The organism is Lentzea sp. NPDC058450, from assembly GCF_042721395.1.
In the GTDB taxonomy this organism is placed as follows: Bacteria; Actinomycetota; Actinomycetes; order Mycobacteriales; family Pseudonocardiaceae; genus Lentzea.
The window spans coordinates 38,194-62,846 of the sequence record NZ_JBHXLO010000042.1 but is presented as its reverse complement, the minus strand read 5'-3'; the positions used below and the strand labels follow the sequence as shown (position 1 = coordinate 62,846).

General features: G+C 70.3%; 19 protein-coding genes and 1 pseudogene. 14 read left to right on the top strand and 6 right to left on the bottom strand.

Annotated features, from left to right (window positions below):
- The first annotated feature begins 48 nt into the window (after positions 1-48).
- The 4 genes from ACFWNN_RS40920 to ACFWNN_RS40905 all read left to right on the top strand — a co-directional run bounded on the left by ACFWNN_RS40920 (position 49) and on the right by ACFWNN_RS40905 (position 4,696).
- On the top strand, positions 49-633 hold the full coding sequence (locus tag ACFWNN_RS40920) for a TetR family transcriptional regulator (RefSeq protein WP_382445362.1): 585 nt from the start codon (positions 49-51) through the stop codon (positions 631-633).
- Between the two features lie 177 nt (positions 634-810).
- Positions 811-2,700: a DUF1996 domain-containing protein gene (locus ACFWNN_RS40915; RefSeq protein WP_382445361.1), complete on the top strand. Its 1,890-nt coding sequence runs from the start codon at positions 811-813 to the stop codon at positions 2,698-2,700.
- 74 nt (positions 2,701-2,774) lie between these two features.
- Entirely contained in the window at positions 2,775-4,001 is a 1,227-nt protein-coding gene (locus tag ACFWNN_RS40910; protein WP_382445360.1) for a sensor histidine kinase, read from the top strand.
- Positions 3,998-4,696, top strand: coding sequence for a response regulator (locus tag ACFWNN_RS40905; protein ID WP_382445359.1), 699 nt, complete (start codon positions 3,998-4,000; stop codon positions 4,694-4,696). The genes ACFWNN_RS40910 and ACFWNN_RS40905 overlap by 4 nt, the downstream gene beginning before the upstream one ends.
- Here ACFWNN_RS40905 and ACFWNN_RS40900 read toward each other — a convergent pair.
- Complete coding sequence (locus ACFWNN_RS40900) at positions 4,633-5,580, bottom strand: type II CAAX prenyl endopeptidase Rce1 family protein (protein WP_382445358.1); 948 nt, start codon at positions 5,578-5,580, stop codon at positions 4,633-4,635. The genes ACFWNN_RS40905 and ACFWNN_RS40900 overlap by 64 nt on opposite strands.
- A gap of 441 nt (positions 5,581-6,021) precedes the next feature.
- On the opposite strand from ACFWNN_RS40900, the gene ACFWNN_RS40895 reads away from it, so the two are divergent.
- On the top strand, positions 6,022-6,627 hold the full coding sequence (locus ACFWNN_RS40895; protein ID WP_382445357.1) for a hypothetical protein: 606 nt from the start codon (positions 6,022-6,024) through the stop codon (positions 6,625-6,627).
- Between the two features lie 53 nt (positions 6,628-6,680).
- Here the strand turns inward: ACFWNN_RS40895 and ACFWNN_RS40890 are convergent, their stop codons facing one another.
- Positions 6,681-7,457 (bottom strand): ANTAR domain-containing protein, encoded by a 777-nt coding sequence (locus tag ACFWNN_RS40890; RefSeq protein ID WP_382445356.1) that lies wholly within the window; start codon positions 7,455-7,457, stop codon positions 6,681-6,683.
- 96 nt (positions 7,458-7,553) lie between these two features.
- Positions 7,554-8,814, bottom strand: a pseudogene (locus ACFWNN_RS40885) (extracellular solute-binding protein).
- A gap of 350 nt (positions 8,815-9,164) precedes the next feature.
- On the opposite strand from ACFWNN_RS40885, the gene ACFWNN_RS40880 reads away from it, so the two are divergent.
- The 3 genes from ACFWNN_RS40880 (at position 9,165) to ACFWNN_RS40870 (ending at position 11,469) form a co-directional block, all read left to right on the top strand.
- Positions 9,165-9,521 carry a hypothetical protein gene (locus ACFWNN_RS40880; RefSeq protein ID WP_382445355.1) on the top strand — a complete coding sequence of 119 codons (357 nt, stop codon included), beginning with the start codon at positions 9,165-9,167 and terminating at the stop codon, positions 9,519-9,521.
- 85 nt (positions 9,522-9,606) lie between these two features.
- Positions 9,607-10,689: a hypothetical protein gene (locus ACFWNN_RS40875; protein ID WP_382445354.1), complete on the top strand. Its 1,083-nt coding sequence runs from the start codon at positions 9,607-9,609 to the stop codon at positions 10,687-10,689.
- A gap of 171 nt (positions 10,690-10,860) precedes the next feature.
- Positions 10,861-11,469, top strand: a complete 609-nt coding sequence (locus ACFWNN_RS40870) for a hypothetical protein (protein ID WP_382445353.1) — start codon at positions 10,861-10,863, stop codon at positions 11,467-11,469.
- A 108-nt stretch (positions 11,470-11,577) separates the two neighbouring features.
- On the opposite strand, the gene ACFWNN_RS40865 is transcribed toward ACFWNN_RS40870, so the two are convergent.
- Positions 11,578-12,498, bottom strand: coding sequence for a DUF1295 domain-containing protein (locus tag ACFWNN_RS40865; RefSeq protein WP_382445352.1), 921 nt, complete (start codon positions 12,496-12,498; stop codon positions 11,578-11,580).
- Positions 12,499-12,559: 61 nt separating this feature from the next.
- On the opposite strand from ACFWNN_RS40865, the gene ACFWNN_RS40860 reads away from it, so the two are divergent.
- The 3 genes from ACFWNN_RS40860 to ACFWNN_RS40850 are packed head-to-tail and all read left to right on the top strand — an operon-like array spanning position 12,560 to position 16,174.
- On the top strand, positions 12,560-13,135 hold the full coding sequence (locus ACFWNN_RS40860) for a QsdR family transcriptional regulator (protein WP_382445351.1): 576 nt from the start codon (positions 12,560-12,562) through the stop codon (positions 13,133-13,135).
- 22 nt (positions 13,136-13,157) lie between these two features.
- On the top strand, positions 13,158-13,928 hold the full coding sequence (locus tag ACFWNN_RS40855) for a TetR/AcrR family transcriptional regulator (protein WP_382445350.1): 771 nt from the start codon (positions 13,158-13,160) through the stop codon (positions 13,926-13,928).
- Between the two features lie 11 nt (positions 13,929-13,939).
- Positions 13,940-16,174, top strand: a complete 2,235-nt coding sequence (locus ACFWNN_RS40850) for a molybdopterin-dependent oxidoreductase (RefSeq protein WP_382445349.1) — start codon at positions 13,940-13,942, stop codon at positions 16,172-16,174.
- Here ACFWNN_RS40850 and ACFWNN_RS40845 read toward each other — a convergent pair.
- Complete coding sequence (locus ACFWNN_RS40845; protein ID WP_382445348.1) at positions 16,161-17,066, bottom strand: MerR family transcriptional regulator; 906 nt, start codon at positions 17,064-17,066, stop codon at positions 16,161-16,163. The genes ACFWNN_RS40850 and ACFWNN_RS40845 overlap by 14 nt on opposite strands.
- Positions 17,067-17,112: 46 nt before the next feature.
- Positions 17,113-17,487 (bottom strand): MerR family transcriptional regulator, encoded by a 375-nt coding sequence (locus ACFWNN_RS40840; RefSeq protein ID WP_382445347.1) that lies wholly within the window; start codon positions 17,485-17,487, stop codon positions 17,113-17,115.
- A gap of 56 nt (positions 17,488-17,543) precedes the next feature.
- On the opposite strand from ACFWNN_RS40840, the gene ACFWNN_RS40835 reads away from it, so the two are divergent.
- The 3 genes from ACFWNN_RS40835 to ACFWNN_RS40825 all read left to right on the top strand — a co-directional run bounded on the left by ACFWNN_RS40835 (position 17,544) and on the right by ACFWNN_RS40825 (position 24,652).
- Positions 17,544-18,347: an MBL fold metallo-hydrolase gene (locus tag ACFWNN_RS40835; protein WP_382445346.1), complete on the top strand. Its 804-nt coding sequence runs from the start codon at positions 17,544-17,546 to the stop codon at positions 18,345-18,347.
- Between the two features lie 72 nt (positions 18,348-18,419).
- Positions 18,420-19,793, top strand: coding sequence for an esterase/lipase family protein (locus tag ACFWNN_RS40830; protein WP_382445345.1), 1,374 nt, complete (start codon positions 18,420-18,422; stop codon positions 19,791-19,793).
- A 2-nt stretch (positions 19,794-19,795) separates the two neighbouring features.
- Positions 19,796-24,652 carry a hypothetical protein gene (locus tag ACFWNN_RS40825; protein ID WP_382445344.1) on the top strand — a complete coding sequence of 1,619 codons (4,857 nt, stop codon included), beginning with the start codon at positions 19,796-19,798 and terminating at the stop codon, positions 24,650-24,652.
- The last annotated feature ends 1 nt before the right edge of the window (position 24,653 follow it).

Below are 24,653 nucleotides of genomic sequence, written 5' to 3'. Positions count from 1 at the left end.
GTTCGGGCGGCAAAGCAAACCGACTGTTCTGTTGCTAGGGTCGCGCGCATGGCCGAGAAGCCCCTGACCGCGCGTGGCGCCGCCACCTGGGACCGCATCATCGAGGCGGCGACCGACGAGTTCGCCCGCCACGGGATCGCCGGTGCGCGAATCGAACGCGTCGTCGAGACGGCCCGCACCAACAAGGCTCAGCTCTACGCGTACTTCGGCAGCAAGGAAGGCCTGTTCGACGAGATCTTCTTCGCGTCGCTGGAACGGATCATGACGGTCGTCCCGATCGACGCGACGGACCTCGCGGACTGGGCCGTCCGGCTCTACGACGAGTACCTGCGCCGCCCCGACCTCATCCGGCTCGCCACCTGGACCCGTCTCGAACGCCGTCCCGCGGGGCACCTCGTCGCCGACGCCGACCGGATGGACGCGACCAAGCTGAGCGCCATCGCCGACGCGCAGGCCGCCGGTCTGGTCCGGGCGGGCGACCCATTCCATTTGATGGCAATGATTATTGCGATGTCGATGGCGTGGTCACCCGTCAGCAACGTCTACGCCGCGACCGCCGGCGAGCCCGGCGAGGTGCATGACCAGCGGCGGGAGTTGTTGCGTGAGAGCGTGCACAGGGTGATCGCTCCCTGAGCGAACCTCCTGTTCAGACGGTGCGGGGGCAGGTTCCAGAATCCCGGTAACAATTTGATTGAGCCGATGCAGCCTCACGTACGTACTCCCGGTCATGCGCCGCTTGAACGAGGAGTCCGTATGACGCACCGCGTGACGGACAGACGGAAGTTTCGCCTGATCGCATCGTTGTCTGCGGTGGCCGTGGTCGCTGCGGGCACCGCGACGTACGCTTTCGCCGCCAAGAACGGCGAGCCTGCGCCGCTCAGCGCGTTCGTCGCCATCGAGAAGGTGGCCAAGAACGTCGTCGAGCCCAAGGTCGGCAAGAACGGCGCCAGCGGCGTGTTCAGAGTCGACTGCGGCACCAACGAAGAAGGCAAGTTCAGCGCCGACAACCCTGTGGCCCAGCCAGGTCTGAAGCACGGTGCCCAGCACGTGCACGACTTCGTGGGCAACCAGGGGATCAGCGCCGAGTCGACCGACGAGAGCCTGCTCGACGCGGAGACGAGCTGCCGCAACGGTGACCAGTCGTCGTACTTCTGGCCGGTCGTGCGCATCAACACCGCCGCCAACCCCCAGAACATCGGCTCGAACCCGGACAAGATCAAGGACATGGGACCGGGCGAGGTCGCCTGTCCCGGTGTCGCGACCAGGCTGCCCGCCGTGTCGCAGCGCCTGCTCGACCAGATCATCCGCAACCTCCAGCAGCTCGCCCAGCAGCTCCGCGAGGCCAACGACCGCGTGGCCAAGGCCCAGAACCCCGCAGACCCGAACTTCGTGAACAACACCGTCCTGGGTCCGTTGCGAGCCAAGCGCGCCGCCACCCTGGAGAACATGGCGAACACCCTGGCCCGCCAGGGCCGCAAGCCGAACCTGAAGTCGCTGGCCGACTGCGACCTGCGCTGGGGCAACCACGGTGGCGGCGGTGGCCACAGTGGACACTCGACGTCGAAGCCGAAGAAGTTCGCCGCCGAAGGCATCCTCCAGCAGGCCGAGCAGAACAACGACCCGAAGGAAAACCTTCAGGACGCCGCGACGCCGACCATCAAGTGCCCGTCCGCGCGGGAAGCCCTTCCCGGCGTGCCGGACCAGGCTCTGGACGAGGTGGACGACAACCTCAACCAGCTCGACAAGCAGATCGCGGAAGCCAACGCGCGCCTGGTGAAGTCCAAGGGGCAGGGCGGCGCGAACTTCATCGACAACGCGATCCTCAACCCGTTGAAGGACAAGCGGGCCGCGACGCTCGACCGGATCGCGATCGCGATCGGCCGCAACGCCGAGAAGCCGAAGGACCTCGGGAAGCTCGCCAAGTGCGGGCTCAACGAGAACGAGGGCAACAACGGCGAGAACAACAACGGCGGCAACGAGAACAACGGCAACGGCAACAACAACGGCGGTAACAACAACAACGGCGGCAACAACAACGGTGGGAACAACAACGGCGGCAACAACGGTGGTGCGACGACCACCGCGCCTCCGGCCAACACCACCACTGCTCCGCCGGCGCCGCCGCTGGCCGCTCCCACCGGCAAGAACCTCGAACTGGTCGGCAACAACGGCAAGATCGTCCGCCCGGCCGAGGTGAAGCTCGAGTACCGCGGCAACGCGACCAGCAAGGTCACCGGCATGCCGCAGTTCCTCAAGATGGTCACCGGTGACGCCAAGCCCACCAGCCGCGGCCCGGCCAACGCCCGCGCGACGTGGACCTGCAGCGGCTTCGAGGACCGCCTGTCGGACAAGTACGTGATCTGCCCCAACGGCAGCAAGGTCATGCGAGTGCACGACTTCGCGGGCTGCTGGGACGGTCAGAACGCGGACAGCGCGAACCACCGCGACCACGTCCGGTTCGCCGACAAGCAGACCGGTGCCTGCCCGCAGGGCTTCAAGGCGATCCCGCAGCTGCGGATCAGCATCCTGTACAACATCGCCCGCGACATTCAGCAGAAGGGCCAATACCAGCTGGACGCGTTCCCGGAGGAGGAGCACAACCCGTTCTCCGACCACAACGACTTCGCCAACGTCAACACCGAGCAGACCATGGCCAAGATCGTGAAGTGCGTGAACGACGGCCGCAGGTGCAAGGAATAGCCTTCGCCTGACCCATCCCACGGGGAGCCTTCCGGGACACCGAGTCCGGGAAGGCTCCCCTTCGCGTTGCTACGGTGCTGACGTCTGACGCGGCGTGGGTGCTGGAGGGGCTGACTGTGAGACTGCTGTCGCTTGAGGGCGTGCGGCTGGCGGCCCTGTGCGGGGTGGTGTCGGTCGGCTTGCTGGTCGCCGCCTCCCTCACGGTGTCCGGCGATCCGGCCGCGGTCGGCTTTCCGCGCCTGGGCGACCTGGTGTGGTGGTGCACGTTCGTGGTGCTCGTCCTCCAGGCGGCCTGCCTGATGTCGGTGCGGCGGTTCCCGTTGGCCGGCCTGACCGCGGTGGGTGGCCTGCCGCTCGTGCTGGTGCTGGCTTTCCCGAACGGGACGGCCAGTCTGTCGGCGCTCGCCGTGGTGGTCGCGATCTACCTCGTGGTCTCCGCGAACGCGTTCCGTCCCGGGTGGCCGGTGCTGGTGCTCGCCGGGATGCTGGTGACGGTCACCCAGTTCGTCAACGAGTTCGGGTTGAGCTCCGCACCGTCGGTGGCGCTCGGGGGTGCCGTGCTGCAAGGACTGGTCGTGGTGGCGCTCGGTGCGTTGCCCGGTACAGCCGTTGCGGCGCAACGGGAAGCGCGGGAGGCCCGTCAGCAGGAACTGCTCGCACGCCAGCGGGTGGCGATGTCCCGGGAGCTGCACGACCTCGCGGCGCACCACATGTCCGGCATCGCCCTCATCGCGGGCACGATCGCACGGCAGATCGACTCCGATCCTGGTGTCGCCAAAGGACTTGCGCTCCAGGTGAGGGAGCAGAGCAGTGGAGTCCTGAACGACCTGCGGCGGCTCGTCGGACTCCTGCGCGAGGACGCTGACGAGACAGTGGAAACGCTGACCGCCGTGCCGGAACTTGTCGCGGCCAGGCGGGCCGCGGGGATGCGGATCGACCTCGTCGTCTCCGCCGAACCCGAGGGCGTAGGGCCGCTCGCTCAACTCGTCGGGTACCGCGTCGTCCAGGAGGCCCTGGCCAACGCCGCGGTGCACGCTCCCGGGGCGTCCTGCGTGGTCGAACTGGGGCCCCGCGACGACGATCTGCTCACCGTCGTCGTGCGCAACTCCTCCGGCCGTGCGCCGGATCCCGGACCCGGCGGCGGCTTCGGACTGCTCGGCATGGCCGAGCGGGCGCGGCTGGTCGGAGCCGAGATCCAGTACGGTGCTACCGCCGACGGTGGCTGGGAGGTGCGGCTGGCCCTCCCCGCGGGCGACACCGTCAGGACCGCGCCGAAACCCGTGCAGGAGGAGTCCGGATGATCCGCGTGCTCATCGCCGACGACCAGCACCTGGTCCGCGCCGGCCTGTCGGTGCTGCTGGGCGCGGAGGCCGACGTCGAGGTGGTGGGCGTCGCCGCGGACGGCACCGAGGCCCTCAGGCTGGCCAGGGAACTGGTGCCCGACGTCGCGTGCCTGGACATCCGGATGCCGGGACGGTCCGGCATCGAGGTGGCCGCCGAGCTCTGCGGCCCGGACGCCGATCCGGCGATCCCGGTGCTCGTGCTGACCACCTTCGACGTCGACGAGTACCTCTTCGGCGCGTTGGAGGCGGGGGTGTCGGGTTTCCTGCTGAAGGACACCGAGCCGGACGCGATCGTGCACGCGGTGCGCCAGGTGGCGGCGGGGCGCGGGACCATCGACCAGACGCTCACCCGGCGGATCATGCGGGAGTTCGTCCAGCGCCGCCGCCTGCACCCGGTGACCGCCGAGCGGGCCGGCGACCTGCTGACGCCTCGCGAACACGAGATCCTGCTCCTGCTCGCCCAGGGGATGTCCAACGACGAGATCTCGAAGACGCTCGTCGTGGAGGTGGCCACGGTGAAGTCGCACCTGGCGCGGATGCTGCCCAAGCTCGGCGTGCGGTCCCGGCTCCAGGCCGTCGTCTGGGCCTATCAGAACCGCGTGGTCGCGGTGCCCGGTCCGGCCGTCGGAGCGACGGCGACCGGTTCCTCGTAGCCGAGCCGGCCCCTGGTCGCGATCAGGATCACGACCGCGGAGGCGATCGCGCCTCCCGCCATCGTCACGATCGCGTGGTTCGCGTCGATCGTAGGGAAGACCTCGGACCAGACGATCGACGCGAAGTTGTTGACGCTCACGTGGGCCAGCATCGCCAGCGGCAGGCTCTCGCCGGTGCGGTTGAACACCCACGTCATGACGATGTTGAAGGCGACGCAGAACACCGTGAAGGCGACCGGGCGCGTCCACCCGGCGTCCGGCCAGCCGCCCCACTCCGTCAGGAACAGCGGGAAGTGCCAGACCGCCCAGACCGGCCCGAGGATCATCGACCCGACCAGCGGACCGAACCTGCGCTGCACGCGCGGCAGGGCGAAGTCGCGCCAGCCGGGCTCCTCCGCGAGGCCGGTCGTGACCATCTGCATGATCAGACCGGGCACGTAGGCGGCGAGCACGACCGCGGACGGCGTGCGCACGTCGCCGTCGGTGGCGACGATGCCGGACACGAGCATCACGGCGGGCACGCCCAGGAGTGAGATCACGTACCACCGCGGGGCGGCGCGCCAGCGCCACATCCGGCGCACCCACTGACGCAGGCCCGCCCGTCCGTCAGCGATCGCGGTGACCAGGAAGGCCGAGCCGATGGGCCCGAGGTAGGCGCCGGGCAGCACGCCCGCGAGCTGACCCGTGCCGAGCACCTGCGGGAACTGGTAGTCCCAGACCCCGAGGCCGTCCTGGGACAGGACGTAGGGCAGCCACGCGAGCCAGCTCAACGCGTTCGCGAGGAGGAAGAAGCTCAGCAGAGGATGGCGCCGCACCACGCCCAGCACGCCGCGCCCGTCGGAGGCAGGCGGCGGCTGAGGTGGGTTCCAGCTCGGGTTCGTCATGCCGCCTGACCGTAGGAATCCCGCGAGCCCGGCACGAGCGGCAAAAGATCGATCCCGGGCGATGCCGTCCAAAGGTGCAGAGCGGGACCGGCTTGCATCCAAAGGAGGCTTTTGTGGACGCTTCAAGCTGATTCCAGATCTGCGGGAATCGTCAGGCAACTTTCTGTGATGGCCTAATCCTTCCGGCTGGACAGCCCGGTGTCGCCCGGCTGGGAGCGGAGGGCACGCCGCGTGTCGTTTGGGACCGTCTGCTCCACCGCAAGAGGTGGTTTCCGTCGACTCGACTGCGGACGCACCTGGCCGCTGGTAGGAAAAAGGGCAGGTCCCCAGCTGGTGCGAACGACGTTCTGGAGTCGGAAATGGACTGTCCATATCGGACAGTCGATTTCGGAGCGGCAAGTGGCAACGAAGACATCAGTGTGAACACGAGGAGGATTCGCAGTGCGTACCAGCCGGATCTCGATCATCACCTGTCTCGCGGCACTTCTGGGCCTCGCGGCGGCGCCCGCGCAGGCCGCGCCCCAGGCGCCGGACGCGGTGGCGCTCCCCGCCGTGGGTGCCGTGGTCACCTTGAAGCTCTCGGCTCCGGGCGTGGAGCTCAAGGTCGGCGCGAAGGCGGTGAAGGTCGACCTGAGCGGAGACGTGGTCCTGCGCGTCGTCGCCGGTGACGTCGACCCGCTGAAGGCCGTCAGACTGCGCGTGCTCGACCTGAACCTCGCCGGAAAGCTGCCCAAGGGCGACGTGACGATCCGCCCGAGCGGGTTCGACGTCGCCGCGGCGAGTGAGCTGAAGCTGAACCTCGGCGTGCCCCCGACCCTGTCGCACAACCTGGCGGTCGGCCTCAAGATCACCATCAACGAGCCGACGATCAGCCCGAAGCCGATCGAGTTGTCCACGAAGGACGTCGCGAAGCTCGCCGGGAAGCTGAAGACCTTCCCGCCGCTGGGAGACCTGCACCAGCTGCAGAACCCGGTCGACCTGGTCGACGACCTGAAGCCGGACGTCACGGCCGGCGTGATCGCGAAGCTCGGCGTCAAGATCGGCTGATCTGGACGCGGCAGACGTGGGTCCGGAGCACTCGACGTGCTCCGGACCCGCGGTCACGACCGCGTGACGGAGGCGAGCAGGTTGGCGGCGACGATGCGGAGCTTGACGTTGTCGCGTTGCGAGTTGTGCACCAGCTTGGCGAAGGCCTCGTCGGCGGTGCAGGCGTGCACGGCCATCAGCACGCCCTCGGCCTGGTCGATCACCGCTCGTGAGCTGAGCGCCCGCTCCAGTTGTTCGACCTGCCGGTGGGAGTGCTGCCAGCGCTGGGCGCCGGTGATCGCCGCGGAGGCGGCGGTGGTGAACAGGCGCAGGAGGCCCTCGTCGAACGGGTCGAAGGCCGTGGCGGTGTAGCTGTAGACGTTCAGCGATCCGATGTGGCAGGCCCCGGCGTCGTCCGTGGCGGCGAGCACCACCGGGACCGACAGGTAGGCGCGGATGCCCCGTTCCTCGGCCGCGGTCTCGAACTCGGGCCACAGCTCGCGGTGCTCGCCGACCGCCGCTCTGACGGCTTTGAGGAGTGTCGCGGACTCCAGGCCCGGTCCGCGTCCGGCGCGGTGCTGCCGCTCGTCGATGCCGGCCATGGTCGAGTCCGTGGTCGCCGCCATGCGGTGCTGGTCGTCGTTCACGACGGAGACGGTCACGGCGTCCGCGTCGGGGATCGCCCTGGCCGCGGTCTCCGCCAGCCGCTGCAGCGCCTCGTCCAGCGGCTCCTGCCCGGTGAACGCCTCGTGCAGGGCGTTGAGCGCGGCGGTGGTGTCGTCGAGGCGCGTGAGAGCGTCCGGGCGATCGCCGTTCGACGACATCGGTGCTGGATCTGCGTGGCCGGCCATGCCGCGGTGCCCCTTCGTCCGGGAGTCGAGGTCTGCGGCGCCGGCTGCTTGACGCGCGTTCCGGGACATCGTACGGGCGCGCCGATCCCGGTCTCGTCATCCGGCGACTTTCTTCGCCTCCTTCACCGCGGTGTTCCAGGCGTCGTCCGCCTTCTTGCCATGCTCGACCGACTGGAGCGCGGGGCCGAACACGTTCTCCTGGATCTGCCCGTCGGCGGGCCCCTTGTGCTGCGCCGCCTTGACCTTCTGCACCTGCGCGGCGAACAGGGCGCCCGCCTTCACGTTGTCGAAGTACGGGTTGACCTGCTCCAGCAGTGCCCGGTTCTCCAGGGCGTCGACCTGGCTGGGAAATGTCCCCTTCGCCTTGAACGCCTTGATCTGCTGTTCCGGCGCGGTCAGCCAGGCGGCGAGCTCGGCGGCCTTCTGCGGGTTCTTGCTCTGCTTCGGCACCGTGAGGTACGAACCGCCCCAGTTGCCGCCGCCGTTCGGGAAGGCGTCGGTGACGGCCCACTTGCCGGCGTTCTCCGGCCCGGCCTGCGTCTCGATGACGCCGAGCATCCACGACGGGCACGTCTTGGTGGCGAACCTGCCGAGCTTGAACCCGGTGTTCCACTCGGTGCTGAACGCGGTCAGCTTGGCCGACTGTCCTCTTGCGACCGCGTTCGTCACGGCCGTCCAGTCGGCCCTGATGTCGGGGTTGGACTCGACGACGAAGTTGTCGGAGGAGTCGAAGTACCCGACGTCGTGCTGGTTGTGCATGGCGTTGAAGATCTGCGCCGCGCTGTCGAACCAGGCAACACCCCGCGCCTTCGCGACGAACCGGTCACCGGCCGCGAAGTAGCCGTCCCACGTGGCGAAGAGCTGCCGGACCTCCTCGGGTTCCGACGGCAGACCGGCCTCGGCGAACAGGTCCCTTGCGATAACACATGGCCAGCGGCCCGATGTCGGTCCCGTACCCGATCAGCTCACCGCTCCTGGTCGTGGCCGCGTCGGCCTTCCACTTCAGCCAGCGGTCCGGCGTCACGTCCTTCGGCCCGATCGCGAGGAGGTCGTGGAACTGACCCGACTTCGCCATGACCTGACTCAGATAGCCCTCCTCGACCGCCTCGACGTCGGCGAGGCCAGACCCCGCACCGAGCTTGGTGAAGAGGTTCTGGTGGTGCGGCGCGCCCTGGCCCGTCCTGCGCGGCGTGATCTTGACGTCCGGATGAGCGGCCTCGTACTCCGCGAACAGCTCCTCGTACCCGAACTCGTTGAACGTGGCGACCGTCAGCTCGGTCCTGCCGTCAGCGGTCCGGTTCGCCGCCCCGCCCGCGCCGCAGGAGGCGACAGCGGCGGACGCGACGACACAGACCACCACTCTGGTCCAACGGTGGGGACGCACGTGAACTCCTCCAGCGGCGGCGAATCTGGGAGCGCTCCCAGGTTTCGGGAGTGTGAATTCGCGTGTCCGCGATGTCAAGTCGCATCGCAGGGCAGGTCATCAACGATCGTGATGGCAGCGACCGTGGGTGGGCTGAGATCCGCGTTTGTCCAGTTCTGGAAGAGGTTCCGGGTTGTGAACATGGTCGGCGCGGGCGTGGGTGAAGGCCCGGTTCGTCCTCGGTTGCGCGAGTGAGCTGCCCCGGTCGTTCTGGGAACGCTCCCAAACGGTTGTCGGTGACTCCTGCGCAACGGACATGCGGTCATGGGGAGTGGAAGCAGATCGTGCCGGGAGGGCTGCGCGTGGGCTACGTGGTCTTCGCGGCCCTGCCCGGTGCGGTGGCGTTCAGCGGCGGCATGACCGGGCTCATGTGGCGGGCGGGGCGCGCCGGCGTGTACTTCGGTCCGCGTGGTGTGCTGATCCGCCACGCCCTCCGCCTGACCGTCGAGGTGGTCACGACGCCGCTCAAGCAGACCGTCAACCCCCACTTCGACTGGATGGTGTACTTCGTGATCGAGGTCGTGTTGTCCGAAGCGGAGCTCGCCGCCGCGGGCGACCTGCTCAACGCGGAGGCGAGTTCGCCCGGCTGGGCAACCTGGCTCGGCAGCAGACCGAGGTGCCGACCGCGCGCAACGCGGTGACCTTCAGGCTCATGGGTGAGAGGCGCTTCGCCGATCTCGGCGCGCTGTCACAATTGCCGATGTGAGTGCTGCGGAGGCTGCGGCCATGAACGAGTTCGTGCTCGTGGAGTACGGAGATCGGAAGAATGGCGGCGGCTTCATCCCGTACGTCGATGAGCGCTGGCCGGCGCCGCCTCCCGCGTTCGTCTCCGCCGCAGAGAATCTGGTGCGCGGCAACGTGCCCCCGCCGCCGGAGAAGACGGTCTACGACGGGCACCACCACCCGATGTGGAGCCTGCGGCTGGTGGATGTGGAAGGCGAGCCGCACTGGTGCTTCGCGGTGCAGGGGTGCGGTGGCGCGTTCGGGCGTTCGGCGACGTGCCAGTTCCTGTTCGTGAGCGCGGACTTCCCGCCCCACCTGCTGTGGAGCCGAGCAAGCGCGTGCGTGCGCCCAGACGGCCTGCTCGCGCACCCGGACGTGGTCGGGATCGCCCACATGCCTCGGCCTCCGGTGTCCGCGCACGCGGTCTTGGTGGGGCTGCGCGGGCTGTTCTCGGGTGACTCCAGAATCGTGTTGCCCGGATCGGCAGTGGACGTCGCCGCGCTGATCGGCGCGCTGCTGGCGGTGCTGCCTTTGGTCGTCGTTGCTCGGCACGTGTGGTCGACGTACCTGGTACGCAGGCCCGTGAGGGACCCGCGCTCGATAGTGACGGGCCGCTGGCCTCAGGAGCTGCCAGGTGCGAACCCGGCGTTGCAGCACTGGATGGAGCGCGCGCCGGACCGTGCGTACCCGCCGGTCCGGCACCCGCAGGCCGACGAAGTCGTGGACTGGCTGGTCGGCCTTGCCGTGAACGGGAATGAGTTGCCGCCGTCCTACGTGACGCAGCCGGACGTGGAGGCGTTGTCCGAGCTGGTCGCGGTCCAGCAGCTGGACTTCGACCGGACGGACGTGCCGCGGCTGCTCGACGCGGGCGACGATCGGCTGACCTTCGGACGAGGCCGTGCTCTGCTGGCCGAGTGGGTCGCGGACTCGCCGGTCCAGGCGATCACCCGGTTGGTGCGTGGGCTGGACGAGGCGCATGAGCACGCGGTGTTCGACACCGTGCTCGACGTGCACCAGCGCGCCGCGCCGGGCGCGAACCTAGCGCTGTTCCCGCCGGCCGCGTCGCGGGTCCAGGATGGGACCTGAAACTCGCCGAGTTGCTGCGCGTGAGGCTGGACCGGCACGAGCAGATGGTGGAGTTCGTGCGCGACCACGTGATCGCGCCTGGTCGGCTGTTGCACGGCCGGTTCGACGAGCACGAAGCGTGGCTTGACCTGCTCGGTGTCTCCGCGCGACCCGGCCTCAGGGATCTACGGCGTGCCGACCGATCGGATCGTCGCGGAGATCCGGGACACCGCAACCCTGAGCCCGGACAGCCTGGCGTTCCTGGCGGCCGCGCCCGTCCCGGTCGCCGAGGTGAGGCTGGTCCTGGACGGCCTGACCGATGTGTCGCCCCAGGTCACGGCCGACTTCGTCACGCTGTGCGCGGACGACCGGCAGGTGTCGGACCTGCTCGGGTACGCGCTGGACCAGACGCCTGTGGCAAGCGGCGCGAACTCGGCCGAGAAGTGGCTTCTCGAGGTGCATGAGCTGGTCGATGCCAAGCTCTGCCGTGGCGTGGTGCGCACGGGGCTCGTCCACTTCCAGCGACGGGGCCAGCGGCTACCGCCGTCGCTGCGGACGCTGGCACTGCGGACCGATGCCGACAGCCTGGACGCAGCCGACATCGACCTGTGGCATGAGGTCTACGTGCAGGCGGCGGCCGCGCTGGCCTATGCGAAGAAACGTGCCGACGCCGACCGTGATGCACCTGCGCACCACGCTGAACAGTCGATGTCGGAGGCCGCGCCGCTGCGGCACGCAGAGCCACTCCCTCACACACCCACGCCCACCACGCCGCAGGTCGCTCTGCACCCTGGTTGTTGACAGCGGCTCACTTGCCGACGGCAGCTGGTTCGGTGAGCAGGCGGGGATCTGCCGTTGGCCGGCAAGAAGTTCCGCATGTCCGCGATCCCCGGACGTCGGCGCCCTGCGTCAGTCGCGAGGAGTCTTGACCGGGCCGGGGAAGAACATGTTCGTGGTGGCCTGGTAGCGGGCGTAGTCGGGGCGTTTGCGCAGGCTGTAGTACTCGGCCGGGCGCGCGCCGGTGTGCTTGGTGAGCGTGACGTACAGCGTCCACGAGGCGAGGAACAGGCCCAGCGCCAGCACGACCCACACCGGGAGCGGGGTGTTCTCGAACAACGGTGCCAGCGACGGGAGCGCCAGCAGGACCAGGGCGTTCCACTGCATCCACTGGAAGAAGTAGTTCGGGTGCCTGCTGAAGCGCCACAGTCCCTCGTTGCAGGTGTCTCGGGTGCCGCGGGCGGCGAAGCGCTGCTTCTGGCGGTCCGCCAACGACTCCAGGGCGTACGAGGCTGCCCACAGGAGCAGGGTCAGGACGGTCCAGGCGGAGAGCGGTTGGTCCGGGTCTGCCGCTGCCACGAAGGCGGGGACGGCCAGCACCGTGGCGTTCGCCAGGCCCTGCAGCCAGATCTCGTACTGGACCGACCAGGTCTCGTTGTGGAAGCCCTGGCGTTCCCAGCGGCGGCGCTGGTACTGGTAGCGGGGGAGTTCCACCTTGGGGGCGCCGGGTTTCCACCAGCCGTGTTTCGCGGTCAGGACCAGGCTCCACAGGCCCATCCGCCCGCCCATGGCCAGGTAGGCGATCGCGATCGCCGTCGCGGTGGCGCCGTCCGTCGTGAGCAGGGTGACCACGCCGATGCCCACCAGGCCCCAGGGCCAGGCCACGTCCACGTACGACACGTGGCGGGTCAGGTAGCCCGGGATGGCCGCCGCGGCGGTGAACAGCACGATCTGGACCAGCAGGTTCCAGGCCGCGGGAGTGGCGGTGGCCGGGGCCAGCAGCAGCGCCAGTCCTATCAGCGCGAACGGCAGCATGCCGCGGACCCGTCGCATGTGTTCTCCTCGGTGTGGTCTGAGACATTCCGACTTAATGTCTCAGTGAGACACTTTACACATGGTGTCTCACGCTGTGGCCGAGGTGGACCTGACCACGGAGCCCGAGGTGGATCCGGTCATCGCGCACGCGGTGCGGCAGTTCCTGCGGGAGAGCCGCATCGACATGGGCGAGCTCGCGGTCGAGGCGGGGATCGGGCGCGCCACGTTGTACCGGCGGTTCGGGGATCGCGACCGGGTGCTGGGCGAGGTGTTGTGGGCCATCACGCACCGGGCCTGGGCTCGGCTGTGGCGGGTCAGTTCGGAGCGCGGGATGGCTCGGGTGATCTCGGTGCTGGACCGGGCGATGCGGGACACGGTCTCGTCGGCGGCGTTGCGGGTGCTGCTCGAACGCGATCCGGAGACCGCGTTGCGGGTGCTGACCTCGCAGCAGGGGGTGGTGCAGCACCGGCTCGTGAGCGGGCTGGCCGAGCTCATCCGGGTCGAGCGGGGTGGCGTGGTTTCGGAGATTCCGGTGGTGAAGCTGGCTTACGCGGTGGTGCGGCTTGCGGAGTCGTTCTGCTACTCCGACGTCATCACCGGGGCGCCGCCGGACATCGACACCGCTACCGAGGTCATCCGCAAGCTTCTCGGCTGAGGTTCTGCGGGCGGTTGACCAGTTGACGAATGTCGTTCACGGCCGGACCTTCGGCAAGTTTCGCCCGAGGTTGATCGGTTTGGGCGTGGTCCTCTGCGATCCGGACAAGGACGACTGGCTGTTCCCCCATCGAGAAGACGGCCAAAGAGCCCTTCGTGCCTCGGCGCTGGCTTCGGACTATGGTGTCTGCCATACTCCTGAATCTGGAGGTGTGATGGGCGCGCCGGGTAAGCGGAGCACCAAGCAGCGGATGTTGGACAGCGCTGTGTTGTTGTTGCGCGAGCGCGGGGCTGCCGGTGTCACGGTCGATGCCGTGCTGGCGCACAGCGGGGCGCCGCGCGGGTCCGTTTACCACCACTTTCCTGGCGGTCGGAACGAGATGGTGCTCGGGGCCGTGCGGCTGGCCGGGGACTACATCAGCGGTGTGGTCGCCGAGTCGGCGGCCGAGGGTGATGTTCGGGTGATGCTGGAGCGGCTCGTTGCCTTTTGGAAGCGGTCGTTGACCAAGACCGACTATCGGGCCGGGTGTCCTGCGGCCGCTATGGCCATGGACAGTCGTGACATCGTTCCCGAGGCCGCTGATGTGGTTCGGGAGATCTTTGTTCGGTGGCAGGACGGGATCGCTGAGGCGTTGGCCGCCAACGGGTTTGCTGTTGTGCGGGCGCAGCGGTTGGCGACTGTTGTCGTGTCCGCTGTGGAGGGCGCGATCATCCTGTGCCGCGCGCAACGTGACCTGGGGCCGCTCGACGACGTGCTCGCCGAGATCGGGCCACTGCTGGAGCGACGAGACTAGGAGCCTCCGACGTGTGGAAAGCCAGCGCCTGCATTCTCTGCGAGTGCAACTGCGGGATCGAGATCCTCGTCGGTGAGGACGGGCGGTCGTTCGACAAGATTCGCGGCGACAAGCTCCACCCCGCGTCCGCCGGGTACACGTGCAACAAGGCGTTGCGGCTCGACCTGCACCAGAACGGGAACACCGGGCGGGTCACGCGGCCGTTGCGGCGGCGGGCCGACGGTGAGTTCGAGGAGATCGACTGGGACACCGCGATCAGTGAGATCGCGGCCCGGCTGGGTGAGGTCCGGGACACGTTCGGCGGGGAGACGATCTTCTACTACGGCGGCGGTGGGCAGGGGAACCACCTCGGCGGCGCGTACTCGCCCGCCACGCTCGCCGCGTTCGGGGCCAGGTACCGCTCGTCGGCGCTCGCGCAGGAGAAGACCGGCGAGTTCTGGGTGAGCGCTCGCATGCTGGGCAACATGACCCGCGCGGACTTCGAGCACTGCGAGGTCGCGTTGTTCGTGGGCAAGAACCCCTATCAGTCGCACGGTTTTCCGCGTGCGCGGTCGGTGCTGAAGGAGATCGGCAAGGACCCCGCTCGGTCGTTGGTCGTGATCGACCCGGTGCGGACGGAGACGGCGGAGCTCGCGGACTTCCACCTGCAGGTCAGGCCCGGCACCGATCTCTACCTGTTGACCGCGCTGGCCGCGGTGCTCGTGCAGGAGGACCTCGTTGCCACAGAATGGCTTGCCGCGCACGCGGACGGGCTCGACGCCGTCACCGGCGTGCTGCGGCAGGTGCCGGTGGGGGAGTACTGCGCTGTCGCGGACGTCGACGAGGCGCTGGTGCGGGCCGTCGCCGCGCGGATCGCCGCGGCGGACTCCGTGGCCGTGTTCGAGGACCTCGGGGTCCAGATGAACCGCGACTCCACGTTGGTGAGCTACGTCGAGAAGCTCGTCTGGCTGCTCACCGGCAACTTCGGCAAGCGCGGCGCCCAGTACGTGCCGTCCAGCCTGGTGCCCATCGGACGCGACCGCGGGCACGCCGGCGACGAGGGGCCGCGCAGCCCTGTCGCGGGGGCGCGGATCATCACCGGGCTGGTGCCGTGCAACGTGATCGCCGAGGAGATCCTCACCGACCACCCGAAGCGCTACCGGGCGATGCTGGTCGAGAGCGCGAACCCCGCGCACTCGCTGGCCGACTCGGCGCGGATGCGGGAGGCGCTCGCCGCGCTGGAGCTGGTCGTCGTCATCGACGTCGCGATGACCGAGACCGCGCGGCTGGCCGACTACGTGTTGCCCGCGCCGACGCAGTTCGAGAAGTTCGAGGCCACGTTCTTCAACTTCGACTTCCCGCGCAACGTCTTCCACCTGCGGCACCCGGTCGTGGCCGCGCCGGAGGGCGTGCTGGGCGAGCCGGAGATCCACGCACGGCTGGTGGAGGCGTCCGGCGCGCTCACCGAGGCCGACTACGCACCTCTGCGCGAGGCCGCCGCGGCCGGACGCGTGCAGTTCGCCCAGGCGTTCCTCGGCGTCCTCGCGGACCCGGCGAAGCGGCGGCTCGCCTCCGTGCTGCTGTACCGCACGCTCGGCCCGACGCTGCCGCACGACGCTTCGGCGGCCGCGGTGCTGTGGATGGCCGCGCACGACTGCGCCCGCAAGAACCCCGCCGGCGTCGAGAAGGCCGGGTACGGCACGGGGCTGGAGGCGGGGGAACGGCTCTTCGAGGCCATCGTCGACGGCGCGCACGGCGTGCACATCACCGACGACGAGTACGACGCGTCGTGGGGGCGGATCGGCGGCGACCGCGTCCACCTCGACGTGCCGGAACTCCTCGCCGCGGTGGCCGCGCTGGGCGAAAGGCCTGTGCCGCAACAGGATCCGGACTGGCCGTTCGTGCTCTCCGCGGGCGAACGCCGGGCCTTCACCGCCAACACGATCATGCGCGACCCGACCTGGCGGCGGCGCGACCAGGAAGGCCGCCTGCGCATCAGCGTCGCCGACGCGACCCGGCTGGGCGTCACGACGGGCGACCGCGTCCGCCTCACCACCCGCCGAGGCAGCGCGGAGGTGTCGGTGGACACCACGGACACCATGCGCACCGGTCACATCTCCCTCCCCAACGGCCTCGGGCTCACGGTGAACGAGCGCACGGGTGTCGCCCCCAACGAGCTCACCGCCGCCGAGGACCGCGACGAGTGGGCGGGCACGCCGTGGCACAAGCACGTGCCGGCGCGGCTCGAACGGCTCACGACAGCTTGACCTCCAACGCCGTGGCCAGCCAGTACAGGTCCACAGTGGAGTCCGGCGCGCCCTGACGGCCCTGCACGCGCCCGACGAGCACGCGATACCGTTCCGCGCGCGCGTCGATCCCGGCGCGCAGCGAGGCCAGCACCGAGGTGAGGTCGGCGTCGCCGAACGCGGTGCTGATCAGCTCCCCGGCGGCCGCGCTGCCGGGCTCGACGCCCTCCTGCCTGGCCTGCGCCACGGTGTTCACGACCTGCCGGGCCCACCAGATGTTCGCCCCGGGCGGTTTCTTCTGCTCGGGGGTGGGCGTGTTGAGCTCCAGGAACGCGCCCAGCCGGGAGCGGAAGTCCGGGTCCTGCAGCAGTTCCGCCAGCTCGATCCAGGCGTCGACCTGGTCCGGCGTGGGATCCTCCGGCAGGTCGATGCGCAGGGCCTGCACCCGTTCGCGCAACGCCGGTTCGACGTCGAGCCGGCCGAACACCTCCGTCTTGAACTCGTCGATGATCTGCACCCGTTCCGCGGCCGACAGCCGTGCCAACCTGTTCATCAGTGCGGTCTCCTCCAGAGTCGATCCACGTTGCGCCACAGTGGACAGAACGGCACGACTCACCTTGAGGGCGCGGATCTGCGCGTCGATCGCGGCCACGTGGGCCGCGGCGACGTCGCCGACCGTGTCCTCGCGGTCGAGCACCCGGCGCACGTCGTCGAGCCCCAGACCCAGCTCGCGCAACGTGCGGATGAGCTCGACCCGCGCCACCCCTGCGGCGTCGAACAGCCGGTAACCGCCCGCCGAGCGGCCCGCCTCCGCGATCACCCCCTCGTTCGACCAGAACCGCAGCGTCCGCGCGGGAAGACCCGTGCGGCGCGCGAGCTCGCCGATGGTGAGCAGGCCGGTGCGTTCGTCCATGGAACGATCCTCAACGTTGCAGCCGCTGGAAGGTCAAGCGGGAACTTCAGGGAGCGAGAGCGCGCTTGAAATCGGGGCAGTCGACCAGTGGTTCGTGCGTGCACGTCGCCGCGTGGTCGAGGCTGGCGCGCATCCGTTGCAGGCGGGCGATGTCCTCGTCGAGCAGCCGGGCCTTCGCGGCCATGCCGGCGCGGGCGGCCGGATCTCCCGGCGAGGCGACCAGGAACCGGCTGATCTCGGCGATGGTGAACCCGGCCCGGCGCGCACAGGTGATCATCGTCAGCCGGGAGAGCACCTCCGGGTCGTAGGTGCGGCGCAACCCGTTGCGGCCGCTGGAGGTGAGCAGGCCCTTCTTCTCGTAGAACCGCAGGGCGGACGGTGCCAGCCCCGACTTCTCCGCGACCTCGGCGATGTCCAGCACGGTGCCGACCCTAGCGGCTTGACTTGAACCGCGCTTCAAGTCGCACGATCACCGCCATGCGACTCCACCACCTGAACTGCGGCTCGATGCGCCCGATCACGCCCACCCGCGCGGGCCTGCCCACCGCGCCCGTCGTGAACCACTGCCTGCTGGCCGAGACGGACGACGGCCTCGTCCTCGTGGAGACCGGACTGGGCCTCGGCGACGTCCGCGACCCGTCCGGCTCGCTCGACGCGGACTGGGTGGCGATGGTCGAACCGGCACTGGCAGCCGGGGAGACCGCCGTCCGCCAGATCGAACGTCTGGGGTACGCGCCCGCGGACGTCCGGCACGTCCTCGTCACGCACCTGGACGTGGACCACTGCGGAGGACTCCCGGACTTCCCCGACGCCGCCGTCCACGTTCTGGAAACCGAACTGGACGCGGCCCTGCGCGAAGCACCGAGCCGTCGCTACCGCCCGGCCCACTGGGCGCACGGTCCACAGTGGACCACGTACGGGCCGGCGAACGACAAGTGGTTCGGGCTCGACGCCATCCAGCCGAAAGGGCTGCCCGAGGCGTTCAAGCTCGTGCCGCTGGCCGGCCACAGCGCGGGCCACACCGGCGTGGCGGTGCACAACGGAGACAGGTGGCTCCTGCACTGCGGGGACGCCTACTACTACCACCGCGAACTCGACGAGAACCCCGAACCGCACCCCGTGCTCGACGTCGTGCAGACCAGGTCCGAGGTCGACCACGGCGAACGAGTCGGTTCGCAGGCGGCGCTCCGGACGCTCGCGCGCGACCACGCGGCCGAGGTCACGCTCTTCAGCGCCCACGACCCGTGGGAGTTCGACAGGCTCTCTAGGCCGATGGGGTGATGCCTTGCCGCTGTCACCCCAACGGGCTCGTCCGGACGTAATGGTCCGGTGGACCGGTCGGATGTAGAGGTCATGACCGTGGAGCCCTCGGTGGTGCGGGACGTCGTCGTGGTCGTGCCCGGGATCATGGGCAGCGCGCTCGTGGACGCCCGGGACCGGCCCGTCTGGTCGGTCGGCCTGGGGTCGCTCGTGCAGGGCATCAGAACGCTGGGGGCGTCGGTCACGTCCCTCACGCTGCCGGACGACATCGGGGACAACGCCGCTCCGGACGGGGTCCGCGCGACCGGGCTGCTCGGCGGGCTGCACGTCATCCCCGGCGTGTGGAGTCCGGTCGCGGGGTACGCGGGACTGATGAACTTCCTGCGCGGCAGGCGGTTCCACCTCGTCGAACCGGGGCAGGGGCGGATTCCCAACCTGCTCGCGTTCGCCTACGACTGGCGGCTGTCCAACCGGTACAACGCGGTGCTGTTGAAGAAGATGGCCGTCGACGCGCTGGAGCGGTGGCGCACGCAGCCCGGCATGAGCGAGGCGAAGCTCGTTCTCGTGTGCCACTCCATGGGCGGGCTCGTCGGCCGGTGGTTCCTCGACCACGAGGGCGGTGCGGAGATCACCCGGAGCCTGATCACCATCGGCACGCCGCACCGGGGTTCGGTCAACGCGCTCGAGAAGCTCGTGAACGGGGTCGGGCCGGGCATCGGCGGGTTCCGGGACGCGCTCACCGAGTTCGTGCGCAGCATGCCCTCCCTGCACCAACTGCTGCCCACCTACGACTGCCTGCAGCTCGACGGAAAGCGCGAGGCGATCCGGGACCTGCCCGGTGTCCGGTCCGCGATGCTCACCGACGCGCGGGACTTCCACGCCTCGCTCGCGCTGCCGAACCGGGCGGAGTACGTGCTGCACAAGGTGGTCGGGACGCGGCAGCCGACGTCGACCACCGCGCGGATCGACGGCGAGCGGGTCGTCGTGTCGGAGCGCATCGACGACCGGGACCAGGGCGGCGACGGGACGGTGCCGCGGCTCGCGGCCGAGCCCGAGGCCGGGCGGGGCGTCGAGGTGCACGAGGTCGCCGAGCAGCACGGCGAGCTGCAGAACACGCGGTCCGCCCTCGACCTGGTCGACGGGATCATCACCAGGGAAGAGCTGATCTGGCAGGACGTGCCGGCCGAGGCGTTCGGGGTGTCGATGGCGGAGATCTGGTCGCCCCGCGAGACCCCCGAACTGCTGGTGCCCGACGTCGGGGGACGCAGGCTGCGCGTGGTCGTGCTCGACGAGCAGGGCGACCAGGTCGGAGCACCCGCGTTCGTCGACTCCGGTGGCAGGGCCGAGCTGGCCGCGCTGCCACCGGGTGGTTACCGGGCGAGGGTGGAGTCCCCGCTGCGGGGCGGCCCGCCGCCCGTCACCCGGCCGTTTCTCGTCTGGGACCCCGACACCTCGGCCGAGGAGTGACCGTGGAACCTTCGTCGCGCGTCGTCGCGGTGGCCAACGGCGACTACCGCACGCTGGCCAGGCTCGACCGGGCGGTGCCCGACGCGGAGAGCCTCGTGACGGTGCTGATCGAACGGCACGGCTTCGAGGGCGTGCTGCTGCCCGACCGGCTGCGCGGCGACCTGCTCAACGACATCGACGAGGCACTCGCGGACGGGTCGTTGCCCGGCGGCGTGCTCATCGTGTTGTGGACCGGACATGGTGTCGTGGAAGCGGATCGGCTGAAGCTGATCGGACCCGCCACCGCGAAGACCGACGGCAGCGTCGCCACCGCCGCCGAACTGGGCGAGTACGCCGCGCGCACCGGGGCGTCCCAGGTCCTCGTCGTGCTGGACACCTGCTACTCGGGCCGCGGGGTGCCCGCCGCGCTGGTCACGGTCGACGCCGTGCTCGCCGGGCGCGCCGACCTGAGCGGTACGTGGTTCGGCGTGGTGGCCTCCGCGCGCGGCGACGAACCGTCCCGCAGCGGCGCGATGGCCCGCGAGCTCGCCCGCCTGCTCACCGAAGGGCCGGCGGACCCGGAACACCGGCTGATCTGGAGCCCCTACCGCCCCATGATCGGGGGCGACCACCTGCTCTCCGCGCTGGTCAAGGAGTGGGGGGAGGACCGCCACACGCCGATTCCGGGCAGCATCGGCGATCCGCGGCCGATGCTGCGCAACCCGTTGCACCGCCCGAAAGCACCGCACGCCGTCGTGGAACACCTGCTGCAGGCCGCCCGGGGCAGCTCCACGGGTGAGGTGTTCTTCACCGGACGCGAGGAGGTGCTGGAGCCGATCGTCGCCTGGACGCGCTCGCGCAGGCCGGGCACGTGGGTGGTGACCGGCCCGGCGGGGTCCGGCAAGTCCGCCGTCGTCGGCCGCATCGCGAGCCTGTCGGTACCGGAGGAACGCGCCCGCCTGGCCGCGGTGTCCCCTCGGCTCGATCCCGGCGAGTCGAGCGTCGACGTGCAGGTGCACGCGCGCGGGCTCAGCACGAAGGGCGCCGTCGAGCTGATGGCCGTCCAGCTCGGACTGCCCGCGGGCGCGAGCCTGTACGACGTCCTCGGGCACGCCGAACGCAGGGACGCCGAAGGCACCCCGCTGGTCGTGCTGATCGACGGACTGGACGAGGCGGGCGACGTCGAGTCGCGCAACATCGCGGTCCAGCTCGCCGAACCGCTGAGCCGCGAGGCACTGGTCCTCGTCGGCAGCCGCGAGGTGCCCGGCAACAGCGGCGAACCCGGCCTGCTCGCGCTGCTCGGCATCGCGGCGGGCGTCACGGACCTGGGCACAGCGGCCAGCGAGACCGTCCGCGACGTGCGCCGTTACGTCGCGACCAGGCTCGGCGGCGTCTCCGCGACCATGGACGCCGACCTGGTGGCCGACGAGGTGGTCGCGATGGCGCAGTCCGCCGACACCGCCGTCGAGGGGCCGTTCCTGCTGGCCCGCCTGATCACGTCGCAGCTGCGGCAGACCCCGGTCGACACCTCCGCCGGCGAGTGGCGCACGCACCTCGCCACCAGCGTCGAGGCGGCGCTGGAGGAGGACCTCAAGCAGACCGTGCTCACCGTCGACGGCCGCGAGCACCCCACCGCCGCCCGCGAGCTGCTGCTGGCGCTCGCCTGCGCGTACGGCGCGGGCATGCCGGCCGAGGACGTGTGGCCCGCGGTCGCCGGCGCGTTGTCGCCGACCGGCACCGTCTACACCCGCGACCACGCCTTCGCCCTGCTGCTCAAGCTGGGCCGGCACGTGGTCGCCGGCGCGGTGGGCGACCAGCCCGTCTACCGGATCGCGCACCAGCGCCTCATCGACCACCTCCGCCCGATGACCGGGTCCGGCCTCACCCGCGGGGTGGCCCCGTCCGTGGCGGGCCCCGTCGGACAGGCGGTCGCCGACCTGTACTCGCGGATCCTGGACCGGGGCGCGGCTCCCCGCGACCACGCGTACCTCTGGCGCTACACCTGGCGGCACCTCGCCGACGCCGGACGGCCGGGCGTCGAGCTGCTGCGGTCGTTCGTCGCCCGCGACCGCGCCGCGTTCCTGCCGGACCTCGTCGAGGCGCTCGACGTGGTCGGGTCGCGGGCGTGGTGGCTGGGGTCCTCGGACGAGGCCGCCGAGCTGCACGCCGAAGCCGTGGAGCTCACCAGGGAGCTCGACGAACCGCTCGAGCTCGCCATGCACCTGTTCGACCTGGCCTTCGCCCTCGACAGCTCGGGCGACGCCGAGGGTGCCGACGCCGCGGCCTCCGAGGCGTTCGACCTGGCCCGCACGGCCGCGGACGACGACCCGGCGAGCCGCCTGGTGCTGGCCGCCACGCTCACCGCCAGGGCGCTGTCCCAGTTGCGGCAGAACAACTTCGAGGCCGCGGCGCGCCTGGCGACCGAGGCCGTCGACCTGATGGCCTCCGCGCCCGACGACGAGGAGGTCCCGATGGCCGCGCTCGGCGGGGCGTGCACCATCGCGTCCATCGCCGCGTTCAGCTGTGGTGACCTGACCAGGGCCGACGAGTTCAGCGCCCTCGCGGTCGAGGCGGCGCAGGACCTCGTGGCCGACGACGCGTGGCACGCGGGACTGGTCGACGCGCTGCTGTCGCGCGTGCAGGTCGAGCTGATCACGTCCGCGCGCCAGGGCACCCCGGTGACCACCGCCGCCGACCAGATCATCGACCTGTACCGGACGACCGGTGCGACCGGCACGATCTCCGACGTCACGATGGCCGACGGTCTCCGGCTGGCGGCCCACATCAAGATCGTGGCGGCGCAGGAGGCCGCCGGTCGCGCCGAGGCCGTCGCGTTGCTGGACGACGCGATCGCGTTGTGCGAGCCGTTCGTGGCGCAGAACGTCATGGCGACGACGGTGCTGGCGATGTGCCTCATCTCCCGGGCCGAGTTCACCCCGGACCCGCAGGAGAAGCTCGGGCGCCTCGACACCGCCGAGCGACGGTTGCGCCGCATGCCCGAGAGCAGCGCCATCGGCGGCGTCTGGCTGGGCACGGCGATCAGCAAGCAGGTGCAGGCGCTGCTCGACGGAAGCGGCGCCGACCTCGAGCACCTGCTCGACCGGCAACGCACCGCCGTCGAGCTGCTGGACACCGACGACCGCCGCCACGTCCGCGAGGAACGCGCGGTCGCGCTGGCCGTGCTGGGCAGCCTGCTCAACCGGACACCCCTGCACCAGGAAGCCGCGCTGGTCGCCGAGAAGCTCATCGAGGAACGCCGGGCGCTCGACACCGGGACGCCGCAGACGGCCTTCGCGCTGGCGATGGCCCTGTCGGACTTCGCCGCCGCCGTGTTCCTGACCAGGCCGCTGGAAGCGCTGGACGCGGCCGAGGAGGGACTGCGGCTGCTGCGGGCGTTCGAGGCCGAGTACCCACCCGCCCAGACCGTGCTGGGGTTCTGCGAGCTCAGCAGGTCCGCCTCGTTGCTCGCGCTGAACCGCATGGACGAGGCGCTGCGGTCGACGGAACAGGCGATCGAACTGCTGGACGTCGACCCCGCCTCACAGGTGCGGCAGGGAGCGCTCGCCCTGGCGTTGTCGAACCACGCGCAGATCCTCGCGCGCCTGGGCCGGGTCCAGCCGGCACTCGCCAGCGCACGACGCGCCGTGCACATGTTCGAGGAGTTCGGCCCGGCGGCCGACGAGCACCACGCGCTGCTCGCACGGATCAGCCTCGCCAGGGCGCTCAACGCCGACGGCAACCAGGCGGAAGCCGAAGACCTGCTGGGCGGCGCCATCGACCGCCTCAAGTCGCAGCTCGACACCAACGAGCACACCATCGCCCACCTCGCCGCCTGTCTCGACGCGGCGGGGCAGGACGCGTGGGACGAGGTGCTCACCGAACTGGACGGCAGGCCGCTGGTCGCCGCCCGCCTGCGGCTGAACCGCACCCGCCCTCCGGAAGAGGTCCGCGACACGGTCCAGGACATCAAGACCGCGCTGGAGGAGGCGGGCGAGGACCGCGACACGATCCGCGTCGCGCACGAGGCGGGACGGGCCCGGCGCGCGACCGACCCGGAACGGTTCGAGCGGCTGTGGACGGACCTGATCGGGGAACTGCCGCCGTGGCTGCTGATCGACCCGATCCTGGACCACCTCCTCATCGCCTGGTGGAACCAGTTCGACCTGACGAGGTCCGAGGCCTACCTGGCCGCCCATCCGGAACTGCTCGACCCCGCGGTGGACGTCCTGCTCGACGAGTTCCGCGGCTCCGACGACTCGAACAGCGAGTACGTCGACGTCCTGATGGCGTTCCGCGCGGACGCCGCCGAACGAGGCGTGGAGGTGGCCTACGCCCCGGCCCGCGCACGGGCCCTGCTCGACAGGTGGTTCGCCGCGGAGAACCCGGAAGGTTTCCTCGCCGAGCACCACGACGAGCTGCTGAGCCAGGACGTCCACGCGGTGCTGGACAGCGCCAGCGGGGACGGCGACCTGGCGGCGATCGAGGCCCTCTGCGTCCTCGTGCTGGCCACCCGGGCCGAGCAGGCCGTGGCGTTCCAGATCAAGCAAGACCCCGCCCACGCCGTCGCGCTGCTGCAGCCCGCCTGGCGGTCGTCCGACGCCGAACGGCTGCAGGCGCTCGCCGTGCTGTGCCTCGTGTCGAACGAGGACAAGGAGACGCTGCCGGAACACGACGAAGGTCTCGCCTACGTCGCCACGGCCATCGCCCAGGTGCTGCTGGGCGACGTGGACGAGGCCGTCTCGATCACCACCGACCTGGCCGCCGGGCTCACCGAACCGGCCACGCGGGAAGCGGCGCTCGGGGCGCTCGCCGACGCCCTCGCGCGGCACACCGACCGCGGGCCCGACTTCCTGCGGCTGTTGCAGTTGCTGGGGGCGTGAG